The following is an 11832-nucleotide window of genomic DNA, read 5'->3' as shown; positions in this document are numbered from 1 at the left end:
GTAAGCGATAAGCGAATAAAGTTCCAGAGACAGCACAGTATGGCTCTGGAGCTTTTTACTATTTGGAAGGATTCACTTGCAGTTCGGTATAGCCAGTCGAGTCGTCCATCGCTCTGGTAAACTCAAGTTTTGAGTAAGAATGGATGATCAATTCTGCGGTAGTATCAATCACTGTGCCTTCCATTAAATGCCCGCCCCAGACTCGTCCTTCACGATCAGACGCTGAGAGATGAACGTGTTGATGTTCAGGCGTTAGTGTTCCCATCACAGAGACGATTTCAAATGGCTCTTGTTTGGTTAACGTACTCTCTGCACCTGCCAAACGAAGGTTGAGGTGAGAGACACAACCAACGCATGAAGCAATCGAGCCTGCTTTGATACGATGCTGCTCGACCAATTTCGCTAGGCTCAGCTTTAAGTCCATGCCTTTGGTAAGACGTACTGCTATCACTTCAATCGACATATTACTTCCTAATCAAAACCAGTAAGCAGGAAAGCGCCGTATCCAAGTCGGCATAGCGTTTGGCTTTGCCAAGTACGCGCATACCTTGCATGTTGTTGAGAACAAAACGAGCGAGTTCTTCTGGTTTCAGCGTTTTCGGCACTAAGGTTTCTTTCTGCGCATTAGTCAGCGCATCCGCAATGATGTCGATAAGATGGTCAAACAAAAAATGCCCTTTGCGCAGTACGTCATCGTCTTCACCAGCGTGCTCAATCAACGCATTTTGAATAAAACACCCACAACTTCGCTTGCGTTGCAGCTCTGCAAAGGACTTAAGGAAAGACTCAAGTTCTGGCAGGGATGCGCCGTCTTTCTCTAAGTCGGTGAGTGAGGGCAACGAGACTTTTTTTAGATAAGCATCCAGTGCTTCGTAGTAAAGCTGCTGCTTATCACCGTAGGTGTTGTAAAGACTGAAGCGGTTAATGTTCAACTCGTCGGTGAGATCAGAAATGGATGTATTAGCGAAACCTTTGCGCCAAAAAACGTCCATAGCGACTAATAGTTTTTCTTCTCGATCGAAGTTGGCTTTTCTTGCCATATGCGTACCTACCTGAGCGGTTTTTCTCAAACCACTCCTAAACTTATTGAACAACTTTTGGGAAATGAAGTTCTTGACTGATCGTTTATAAACTGGCTACAGTATATCCTAACCAATCGGTTAGAAAAAGAAGAAAGGATATAAAATGAAGCTCTACGAAACCTCGATAACTCCAAGTTGTAAGCGAGTTAGCATTTTTTTAAAGGAAATTGGTGGCGATGTTGAACGCATCGCTTTAAATGTGCGTGACGGCGAAAATCTAGCGGAAGATTTCAAGAAAAAAAGCGTCAATGGAAAAGTGCCATTGCTTGAGCTTGAAGATGGCACGACGATTTGTGAGAGCGTCGCAATTTGTCGTTATCTGGATGAAGCGTTTGAAAATAATTTAGCTCTGTTTGGGGCAAACCAACTTGAGCGCGCGCAAGTGGAAATGTGGCATCGCGTGGTGGAGTTTCAAGGTCTGTATGCTGCTTTTCAAGCATTTAGAAACATCACAGCTATCTATGAAGATAGAGAGCGTTGTGTTAAAGAGTGGGGTGAAGAGTCCAAGCAACGCGTGCAAGAGTTTTTACCGTTGTTAGATAAGCGACTTGGTGAAAGCGAGTTCATTGCCGCTGACCATTTTACTATCGTCGATATTACAGGCTTTATTTTGATTGGTTTTGCAATTAAAGGCCTAGAAATCGATGTGCTTACTACTGCACCAAACATTGCGCGTTGGTATGAGCAAGTTTCAGCTCGGCCTGCATTTCTAAGTTGATGTACCAGCAGCGAGTAGATCATTGCTCGCTGCTATTGCCTTTCGAATTCACAAGGATATTCAAATTCTTCAGCTTTTTTCTTATTTTGTCTCCTATCGCCTATAATTGGAAAAACAACCTCAATGGGCTTCAATGCGTTTTAGAGCCTAGCGCTCTTAGTCTGTAGACGTTCTTTTCATAGTGGGAAGTCTATTAATAGACAAGGAGAGGTCATGCGTATTCAAGTTAAAACTATCAATAATGTTCTTATTGCTCTTTTAATGGTTTCGGTCTTTGGTCTCGTCGCGCTGTATCTCAATAACACACAGCAGAATGAACAGATTGAAAAACTGCAAAGTCAGTTAATAGAGAAAGAGCATCAGATATTAATCTCCAATGAGGCGCTTTCTTACACTCGATATCAACACCAGTTATTAGCTGAAGATTATAGTCGTTTTAGAAATGAGCAATCAGTGACTAGTGTTCTGCGTTAGCGTGCCCGACTACCGTCTTAAGGAGGCGAATGAAATCCATTCTTTTGGTCGATGACAGTAAAACAGTACTACTTTATATCAGCAGTGCATTAGAAAAGCAGGGATATGAAGTTATTGCTGTTGAAGACGGACAATCCGCACTTGAAGTGCTGACTTATCGCAAAGATATTCAGTTTGTACTGAGTGACTTAATGATGCCTGGCATTAATGGTATTGAGCTGTGTCGGCAATTAAAATCGCAAGTTAGCGAACGTTACATTTTCTTTGTTTTATTGTCCTCTAGAAATGACCAGAGCTCGATCGTGAAAGGCATCGATGCTGGCGCAGATGACTTTGTGGATAAGAAAACGTCTGTAGAGGAGCTTCAGGCCAGAATCCGTGCGGGGTTTCGTACTTTAGAACTGCACAACAAACTCGTTGAGAGAAATAAAGAGTTAGATGCAGCCTATCGAATGATCCATCAAGATTTACAGTCTGCTAGTCACCTGATGGAGCAACTACTCCCAGCGGAGTCGTCTATCCAGAACATGCAATTTAGTTACGCCTACAAACCGTGCTCCCAGATTGGTGGTGACATGTTGGGGTATTTTGAGCTTGATGAACAACATGTCGCATTTTATGTTTTCGATGTTTCAGGTCATGGTGTTTCGTCTGCTTTGATGGCTTTTTCTATCCAACAGACGTTATCTCAAAATCTGGGACCTGATTCGATAACCATGGAGCTAAGAGATGGCGACTACTGTATCAGTGAACCAGCAGCCGTTATTGATCGGCTAAACCGACGGTATCAGCAAACTAGGAACAGTCAGCTTTATTTCACCATGGTTTATGCCATTCTTAATACAGAATCAGGACAACTTCGCTATTGTACTGCTGGTCATCCTAAGTTCCTTGTTTGGCGAGCGAGCACCGAAACTACAGAGCTGGCGGGTGAAGACAACTTTATGATTGGCGCTTTGCAGCCGATGGAGTACGTTGGTAATCAAATTATTCTGAGTGAGGGGGATGTAGTATGGCTTTATTCGGATGGTTTGATAGAAGCGAGGCGAGGCGAGGCGATGTTTTCAGTACAAAGGTTGGCATCAAGTATAAAAGCTGTTTGTACTTCGCAATTAGAAGCAGAAGTGCAGGCTAGATGTGTCTTTGAACAAGTACAATCTTGGCAGAACAAAGATGAGTTTGATGATGATGCGAGTCTTTTACAAGTAAGGTGGCGTGGCTGATAGCCTAGGGATAAAGGAAAAGAATGTTCCAGAGCGAGTTTAAACGAACTTACGGTGGATCCCTTACTCGCTCTCGAAGTGCGAGCAAAGAGGTTGCTAAGTTTTTAATGGATAATCAAGTATCGTTAAGTACGGCTCAGTCGTTGGAGCTTTGTGTTGTTGAGCTTATGAACAATGCTTACATCCATTCTTACAGTGAAATTGAAGGTAAGCCGATAGACGTGGAGTGTAGGGTTAGATGTGACCCAATGTCAGATTTCATTGAACTTAGGGTTTCTGACTACGGAGCGTCAATCAATGAAATGACATTCAACCAACATAAAAATAAACAGATTGAGGCTCCTAACTTAATGGATGATGATAGTTGGTCTGCTTCAGGTCGTGGACTGATGTTAGTCGCTCAATTATCTGATCAGTTCAAGTTAGAAAAAGAGATTGGAAAAAACACGTTTGTTTTAGTGAAGAGGAACGGCGAAAAACTAACAACCAAGCAAGATCTATTCACCCCACCTGGTCCCTAGCGTTAATCTGACGGTTACGTTGTATGTTATTGTTATTTTGTATTTGTGGTTGGTGCAGGCGACAATAATGCTTCCAACTCTTCTGGTGTCAGTATATCACTGATGTTTAGCATATTGCTCTCATCATCTAACGCCATCTTTGTACGACTAAGCAAGTACCTCTTTTGAGTTGGCGTTAAGTCTTTGAGAGACTCAATCAGCTCCTTGAAATTGCTATTGTTCATTGCCATATTTCCCCCAGTTAAGCCTTAATTTGTTTTATTGCATATTCTTCAAGTAAGCAAAGATTTGTTGATTAATGGCAGCTAGCTCTTTAGTAACTATAGCTATATCTGAGCTATCTGGCTCGTTATCGTTTCTTGTTTCTGCTTCTATTTTTGTGAAAACAATGACAGCGGTTTCTTCACCAAAGCTTTCTAGAATGCCCTTTAGACTGTGAGCCAATAAGTAGAGTTCCGGCCAACATTTGTTTGCGTATAACTCATTGATACGCTGTATGTCATTGGCGTGGTCTTCTAAGTATGTGGAAAAAACGGTGACGATAAGATCTACGTCGTTCTCCATGTATTTATTGAGAACATCAAAATTAATCATGTTTACCTCTGACTAACCGCGAGGTAGAAAAATGTATCGGATAGGAACGTTGAAGTGGGGGGAGTTGAGCGCTGAACAGTGTGCTTATCACTTGAGCTAGACTCATAAAAACAAAGTTATTGTTCGGTACACTTTGACTTATATACAAGTGTCTATGATCTAATCTTTTGTGCAAAGCATTTTGCACTCGTGTCGTGGCAACACAAGTTACGTGATAGTGGGTTACAAATAAAATGCTGGGTTGGGAACAGTCTTGTCTACCTGGTTTAAAGCAATCATCAAACAAGTAAGCCAAGCGCTCGCCAACTTTGACTATTCCTTCAGTCAAGGTCAACTCTCCTAATCGAGTACAAATACAAGCTAGCAACCTAGTTGCATAATGGCAAGTAGATTGACGCAAAAAAGGGGCCTTGCGCCCCTTTTGTACAATTAGCTTTGCTTGGAGTCCTGTTCTACCTGCCTCATTAACTCGTTCGCCTTCTTCATTGCACGTCTTGCGCTTGTGGTCCTTCTCTTATTGAGTAGTATGTCGGAGAAGCGCAGGTATTTATCTGCAGTTTTGAATCTCAAATCGTTAATATCTTGAAAACCGATAGGAAAGTTCTTCGAAAATTGATCAACATCTTTCACTAAGTTATCGAGGTGAGTTGTTGTTCTTGCCTTTTCTAGGCGGTAATAGAAGTTTTCAAATTCCTCTTGGAACAAAATTCGAGCAGCCTCGTCCGGAAATGGTAGAGGATCGTTAGAGTCTAGCGCGGTCTCATACAGTTTCATTTCGAGAACTGCATCTTTCATCGCGTTGCTTATTTTTAAGTTGTCTTGATGCTCTTCAACGTTTGAGAAGAAAGTATTCCCAACCTTAATTAGCGCAACAAGTGCTGCAGCATCTTTATTTTTGAGTGCTTCAGTTAGGTGTTTACCAAAAACATCGCTAGATAATGAGCTTGGTGTAAATGGGTAATCCTGATGAATTTGATTTAACTCATCTTTCAGTTCATAGATGGACTTACTGTCTTCTTCTTTACTGTATCGAGACTTTTCCAGTTGGCTATTGATTTGTCTCGCTATCGAAAGCAATGTGGAGTGCTTGCTTGATTGAATATCTAACGCCAGAACTTCAATTTTATGTGAGTCAGGGTAGTAGGCTTTTGCTTTGTTTAGTACAGACTCGATTTCATCATAATTTGGATAGTTGTTAGCATCAGAATTCAGAACCTGATCAATCTCAGATTCAAACTCACTTAGAAGGTAGCTCTTGTGCTGTCGTAGTAAGCCAGCTTTAATCACCGGGTGTAAGTTTTTCTCACTATTAATCAGTGACAAGCTTTTTTCTGGCGGTGTATCAAGCAACCATTCCTGCCCATTAATCTGATCATTTTGCTTGTTAATAGCTATTTCTAAATCAGAGATGGTTTCTTGTTGTTGTTGATAGCCAAATACGATTCCGGTAACCAATAGTACGCTTGCAGCTACACCGCTAACGATAGGCCAATATCGCATGTTCAACTTTTGTTTTAACTGCTCTGGGGTAAGGTCTTTGGGGATGATGCCAGTTGAAAAAACGCGTGCAAAGATAGGCCACTTAGATGCTGGCATATTAGCAGGTTTCGAGACCTTCATTTTCTTTTTGAGAGCTTCATTGACAGGAGTTCTTGAATAAGGATGCTTGCAACTCAATAACTCGTAAGCAATACAAAATAGCGCAAACATATCGTCGCTTAAGTTTGGCTCTTTACCCGACAACAAGTTGAGCGATGCGTAGTTTGGAGTATAACCAAGAGTCTCCACATTTTCGGATTTACGTTTAGCTGCGTATTGATCTTGCTTTAATTGATGAGTTTTAGATACACCAAAGTCGAGTAATTTAACATTACCTTCAGACGTTAAAATGACGTTAGCGGGCTTTAAATCGGCATGCACGACACCAAGTGAATGGGCGTAAGACAGGGCGTCAAGTACCTGATTTAGAATCGATAAAGTTGCATTAAACTTCAGCCCATGCGGCCTAGATCGTTGTATTAAATTCTCTAATGTTTCCCCATTAATATATTCCATCACTAAGAAATATATTTCGCCATCGACACCAAAATCAAAAACCCTAATAATATTAGGGTGACTTAATCTTTGTGTTTGCTGAGCTTCACGTATCAACATGCGTGCAGTCTCTGGTTGAGATGCAAACTCTTTTTGTAAAATCTTTAATGCTACGTAAGGGGTTTCTGAACCTGAAGATTCTAATATCTTATCTTTAGCCAAATAAACATCACAAAGTCCGCCATGGCCAAGAACCGACTCGATTTCATATCGATTTTTGACAGTTGTGCCTATTAAATTCTCATTAATAACATCTTTGTCATTATTTGATGTGTTATTTTTATTGTTTGTTTTCTTATTAACTAACGGAGTGTTTTCTTTTTGAGACAGTTTTGTATTTGTTTCATTTTTATTTTGAACGGAGCCTTCATTGCTAGCAACTTTATTTGATTGAATTGCATTGTCTCGTTTTTGAGTCTTTACAATTTTAGTTTTGTCTCCGCTATCTTTATTATTTATAGAATTGTTTTTATTGCTGTCTTCCATCACAAGAACTCCGTATAAATGATGGGGGAATATATACCTTTCTGCTCAATGAAAAGTCATTATGTTAGAATTTCGCGGCCAAACTAACATTCGTTTTTTTATTGATGAAAGTCTAAGTGTCAAAAATTTGAACTTGGTTGGATAATTAAAATTGTTGAACATTACGTGATTGCTTTGATAAAAAAATGATTCATTATTCCGTGCATGATTTTCAATGGCAGGTTTAAGGTTTTTATTAATCTTACTGTTAATAAGAAAGTGACTAATAATAAAATTAAAAATAATATTTAGCAGGTCTTTGGCGAGGTTTACATGAAGTTGGTTTTAACCATAACAAGTTTTCACAAATTTACTCCAGAGATTGAGAGTGAGTTTGTGTTTGAATCAAGTGATGAGCATGCCAAAGTTACGTTTGGTCGGTCTGAGCAATGTGATTGGACACTGCCAGACCCTGAAAGAGTAGTATCCGGAACTCACGGAGAGCTCATCAAGTTTGGTGATAAATACTTGATAAAAGACTTATCAACTAATGGCACGTTTGTTAATAACGCTGTGACACCTGTGGGCCAAGGAAATGAGATTGCACTAAGTGACGACGATACGGTTAGTTTAGGGGATTACCAAATTTCAGTAAGTATTCAAACGAGCACTGAGGCATTCAATAATCAGGAAAGTAACTTTCGTTCCAGTTCAGAACCTGAAGCATTCTCGAGTTCATCTGAAGCAGAGTTTGTAGACCTCGGCCTTAGTGCCAGTGAGCTTTTGAATGAGAGTGTTCCTTCGGACTTTCAACTAGATATTGGCTTAGTCGATGATTTTATTGATATCCCCAAACCAGAAAAACAGAGTGTAGATCCTACACCTGTACCGGAAACCCCACGACAGCTAGAACGTCAATCAACTCCCAAATTTGATAGTAAAGGGAGCGAGCTTGCGGCGTTCATTAAAGGGGCGGGTATTGATCCAACGATGATTCCCAGCGATAACAGAGAGCAATGGTTTGAACAACTGGGGGAATCATTTTCTTTGATGTTAGTTGGTTTAATGGAAACGCTGCACAATCGAGCGGTATTTAAACAAACAAATCGACTAAGTCATACTGCGTTTCGGAAGTCAGAAAATAATCCTCTGAAGTTCTCTGCGAATTTAGAAGATGCAATTCATAACTTATATAACCGTCAAACTGCAAGTTTCCTAAAACCAAGTGCAGCCATTAAAGAAGCGTTTAGTGATATAGAAAATCATGAACAAGCGTTAATGAAAGGTGTTGAGGGTACGGTTTCAAGTGTTATGTCGCTTGTTGAGCCTACGTCGATATACTCAGAAGCTTTAGCTAAAGACACGGTTATTAATAAGGTTATTCCAGCAAGAAAATATGCTCAAAGTTGGAAGCGGTTTGAGGATATTCATGAAAAGCTATCCGATGACATTATCAATAAAGAATCTCCATTTTATTTAGAAGATTTCGCTAAACACTATGAGTTAGCATTAAAAAATAAAAGCTAGGAAATAGGGTGATGAAAAGAGTTTATCAGTACATTTTGTTATTAATTTCAATGGTTTTATTTGGATGCTCAGCAGCCAATTTAGTTGTTGACCCATATTCAGATTTAGAAATAACAGCAAATCACAATATTAATCCTGACTCCAATGGTAGGCCATCCCCTGTAGTCGTGTATGTTTTTGAATTAACATCAAATACCCTTTTTGAAAGTCAGGATTTTTTTTCAATTTATGAAGAAAGTGAAAAAGTCTTAGGCCCTGATTTAGTGAATAAATATGAAATATCATTAACTCCAGGTCAGAAAGAAACATATCAGGCAAGTATGTCTCCAAAGACTGAATACTTAGGCATTGTCGCAGCGTTTCGAGATATTGAAAATTCAAATTGGCGACAAGTCATTGAAGTGGATAAGACCGGTTACAACACCTATCAAATTCTGTTAGAAGATCTGTCTTTGGTCGTAAAATAACGTTTAGTTGGCTAATTATAAATGACGCAATACTCCAAGACGGCTTGGTGCGAAGGGATGTTTTTACGTCCCCAGCACTTTCAACAACATGAACGCGCAACCTCTCAAGAATTCAAAGGCTTACATCAGTTTGGTGGGGCTTATAATTGGGGGGTTTGGAAATGTCGAGTAAAAGAACATGCATTAAAAGATGGTCTGATTGAATTAGATCACTTTGAGGCAGTTTTGCCAGATATGACTCTGGTTAATACCTTAACAGCCAGCGATTCGGTTGTGCCTTTATTTATTGATAAAGACGTAGAAAATACGTTAGTAAAAATCACTCTTCCCCTTTCAAATGTCAAAGGTAAAAATGTTTCTGATGTAAGTGAGGCGATCGTTTCTCGTTATGTACTTAAAGACGTTGACGTTATAGATAATCTCACTGGGCAGGATGAAGAAACGATTCAAGTCGCAGCCCTAAACCTGGAACTGAAAGCCAGCAATGACAAATTAGCGGGTTATGTTGAGTTACCGATATTGAAAATAAAAGAGGTAACGGCAGAAGGCGAAGTAATACTAGACGATTCGTATGTTCCACCGCTTATCAATTTACTTAGCGACAAAGTTATGTCGGCTTACTTGCGTAACGTTATTGCGATGACAAAGATGCGTGCCGACGTTATTGCGCAGCGATTGATTAAGGGCAAAGCCGCATCTGCATCTGCTGTTGATTTCATCATGCTACAAATGTTGAACAGGTATGAGGCGATGTTAAAGCACTTTAGTGACCTAGACAGGCTACATCCATTGGAATTAGCGACGACCCTGAAAGGTTATATTGGTGAATTAGCTACGTTTTCTGACAAAACTAAGAGGATGCCAAGCTTACTTACATACGATCACTTAGATGTATCAAGTGTTTATAGCGAATTGAATCAAGTTCTGAGTCAATATCTGAGCGTTGTCCTTGATCAAACAGCAAGCAAACTTCCTTTGGAGCCACGACAATATGGAATTCAAGTGACGCCACTTCCAGATAAGCGTTTACTTGAATCATGCCAGTTTGTGCTTGCGGTCAAAGCTGATACGACAACAGATGAAATCAGACGTTTAGTCCCGGCGCAGCTCAAGTTTGGACCAGCGGAGCAGATTCGTGATCTGATCAACAATCAGATTAATGGAATAAACGTAGCGCCATTGAGTGTAGTACCGAGGCAGATCCCTTACCAAACGGGTTATGTCTACTTCGAAGTAGTCAAGAAAGGCCCGTTTTGGATGAGGCTGAAAGACAGTGGTGGTATTGCGCTGCATTTATCGGGGCATTTTCCGAATGCTGACCTTGAGCTGTGGAGTATTAGTCAATAGGTGTGCTCAGTATGGAACAAACGATCGTAAAACCAACACCGGGTGGAAGAGCGCCCGCACCGAAACCACAATCAGAAAAGTCAGCAGATAATACGGTAGTTATCTCAAAAAGTCCTGAATTGGTGAATAACGATTCAGTGGTTGCTTATGGGAACAACCCTTTATTGGCAGAAGCGAATGGTCTTTTATCCATTATTGGTCAAATTCGAGCGACAGCGACTCATTCTGACCCGTTGTTTCTAAAAGAGACGTTGGCACAAAAACTTAGAGATTATGAGAACCGACTACGTCACCACGACGTTGATTTGGACACTATTGATACGGCTCGTTACTGTTTGTGTTGCTCGTTAGATGAAGCGGTGCTCAATACTAATTGGGGGGGGCATTCATTTTGGAGCCATGACTCATTGCTTAGTTCTTTCTATGCCAGCAGCCAGGGTGGGGAAGCGTTCTTTAAGTACCTTGATAAGTGCATGGCGCAACCAGATACAAATTTAGATTTGCTTGAATTGATGTACGTGTGCCTATCGCTTGGGTTTCTCGGCCAATATCGTTTGGAAAAAAACGGACTGGAGTCTCACCGAAAACTGAGAAGGCAGATTATCGCTATTCTTAAGTCTTACGGAAGAGGGATACCTCAAGAGCTAAGCAATAGTATCGAACAACACATTTTGAATGGCTCTAAGGCTTCCGACAGAGCTCCTCTCTGGGTTGTGTGCTCCGTAACGGCTGCATTATTGGTTTGTATATTTATGTATTTTAGCTATGAGCTAAACAAGGCTTCCAACCGCACCTTTTCTCAATTAGTCAATTTGGTTCAACCGCAACAGCTTAATCAAGATACAACGTCAGAATCAAAATCAGCGCCAATTGCAGAAAGGATCTCTATGTATCTGGCAACTGAGATCGGGAAGGGGCTAATTAACGTCGAGCCGTTGCAAGACAGGGTAAGAATTTCGTTAAAGTCGCAAGATCTATTTGAATCAGGTAGTGCTGATGTTGTTGCGTATATCCAACCCGTAATTTCTAAACTCGCTAGAACGTTGGAGTCGACCCAAGGCAAGATCATTGTGACAGGTCATACCGATGATAGGCCAATTTTCACGAGTAAATATCCTTCGAACTGGCATCTATCATTAGCTCGAGCTACTGCTATGTCTGAACAACTTATCTCGAATAGCGCACTAGAAGGTCGAGTCATACCAGAAGGGCTGGGTGATGCAAGACCATTGGTTGAAAACAATAGTGACGAAAACCGAGCTATTAACCGTCGAATTGAAATCGACCTCCTTGTCGCGAATTAATAACAGGTAGATAGAG

The 11832-nt window shown here is 40.7% G+C and carries 13 protein-coding genes; 8 read left to right on the top strand and 5 right to left on the bottom strand.

The features are described 5' to 3' along the window. Positions 1 to 58: 58 nt before the first annotated feature. The gene (locus NL645_RS03605) at positions 59 to 463 is read right to left on the bottom strand and encodes a PPC domain-containing DNA-binding protein (protein WP_253651210.1); all 405 of its coding nucleotides are present in this window, start codon (positions 461 to 463) and stop codon (positions 59 to 61) included. Between the two features lies 1 nt (position 464). Further along, positions 465 to 1040 (bottom strand): TetR/AcrR family transcriptional regulator, encoded by a 576-nt coding sequence (locus NL645_RS03600; protein ID WP_017447463.1) that lies wholly within the window; start codon positions 1038 to 1040, stop codon positions 465 to 467. A 145-nt stretch (positions 1041 to 1185) separates the two neighbouring features. Here NL645_RS03600 and NL645_RS03595 point away from each other — a divergent pair, with 145 nt between their 5' ends. The 4 genes from NL645_RS03595 to NL645_RS03580 all read left to right on the top strand — a co-directional run bounded on the left by NL645_RS03595 (position 1186) and on the right by NL645_RS03580 (position 4018). Then, entirely contained in the window at positions 1186 to 1800 is a 615-nt protein-coding gene (locus tag NL645_RS03595; protein WP_253651209.1) for a glutathione S-transferase, read from the top strand. A 213-nt stretch (positions 1801 to 2013) separates the two neighbouring features. After that, positions 2014 to 2274: a hypothetical protein gene (locus tag NL645_RS03590; protein ID WP_005395662.1), complete on the top strand. Its 261-nt coding sequence runs from the start codon at positions 2014 to 2016 to the stop codon at positions 2272 to 2274. A 29-nt stretch (positions 2275 to 2303) separates the two neighbouring features. Beyond that, positions 2304 to 3497, top strand: coding sequence for a PP2C family protein-serine/threonine phosphatase (locus NL645_RS03585; RefSeq protein WP_047009248.1), 1194 nt, complete (start codon positions 2304 to 2306; stop codon positions 3495 to 3497). A 23-nt stretch (positions 3498 to 3520) separates the two neighbouring features. Continuing rightward, a complete protein-coding gene (locus NL645_RS03580) occupies positions 3521 to 4018 on the top strand; it encodes an ATP-binding protein (protein WP_253651208.1) in 498 nt (165 codons plus the stop codon). A 32-nt stretch (positions 4019 to 4050) separates the two neighbouring features. Here NL645_RS03580 and NL645_RS03575 read toward each other — a convergent pair whose 3' ends face one another. From NL645_RS03575 to NL645_RS03565, 3 genes are all read right to left on the bottom strand, one after another. Further along, a complete protein-coding gene (locus NL645_RS03575) occupies positions 4051 to 4242 on the bottom strand; it encodes a hypothetical protein (RefSeq protein WP_012842175.1) in 192 nt (63 codons plus the stop codon). A gap of 34 nt (positions 4243 to 4276) precedes the next feature. After that, entirely contained in the window at positions 4277 to 4612 is a 336-nt protein-coding gene (locus tag NL645_RS03570; protein ID WP_005395669.1) for an Hpt domain-containing protein, read from the bottom strand. 429 nt (positions 4613 to 5041) lie between these two features. Beyond that, a complete protein-coding gene (locus tag NL645_RS03565; RefSeq protein WP_253651207.1) occupies positions 5042 to 7192 on the bottom strand; it encodes a serine/threonine-protein kinase in 2151 nt (716 codons plus the stop codon). Between the two features lie 312 nt (positions 7193 to 7504). On the opposite strand from NL645_RS03565, the gene tagH reads away from it, so the two are divergent. Genes tagH through tssL form a run of 4 tightly spaced genes read left to right on the top strand, consistent with a single transcriptional unit; the run spans position 7505 to position 11816 of the window. Next, on the top strand, positions 7505 to 8698 hold the full coding sequence (tagH, locus tag NL645_RS03560) for a type VI secretion system-associated FHA domain protein TagH (protein ID WP_012842177.1): 1194 nt from the start codon (positions 7505 to 7507) through the stop codon (positions 8696 to 8698). Positions 8699 to 8709: 11 nt separating this feature from the next. Beyond that, on the top strand, positions 8710 to 9165 hold the full coding sequence (gene tssJ / locus NL645_RS03555) for a type VI secretion system lipoprotein TssJ (RefSeq protein ID WP_005395676.1): 456 nt from the start codon (positions 8710 to 8712) through the stop codon (positions 9163 to 9165). A 21-nt stretch (positions 9166 to 9186) separates the two neighbouring features. Next, on the top strand, positions 9187 to 10512 hold the full coding sequence (tssK, locus tag NL645_RS03550) for a type VI secretion system baseplate subunit TssK (RefSeq protein WP_081441242.1): 1326 nt from the start codon (positions 9187 to 9189) through the stop codon (positions 10510 to 10512). Between the two features lie 11 nt (positions 10513 to 10523). Further along, positions 10524 to 11816 (top strand): type VI secretion system protein TssL, long form, encoded by a 1293-nt coding sequence (tssL, locus tag NL645_RS03545; RefSeq protein ID WP_046875354.1) that lies wholly within the window; start codon positions 10524 to 10526, stop codon positions 11814 to 11816. The last annotated feature ends 16 nt before the right edge of the window (positions 11817 to 11832 follow it).

The organism is Vibrio sp. Y51_MX_L26 (assembly GCF_024181935.1).
In the GTDB taxonomy this organism is placed as follows: Bacteria; Pseudomonadota; Gammaproteobacteria; order Enterobacterales; family Vibrionaceae; genus Vibrio; species Vibrio diabolicus.
This window is presented reverse-complemented; position numbering and strand designations above follow the sequence as displayed.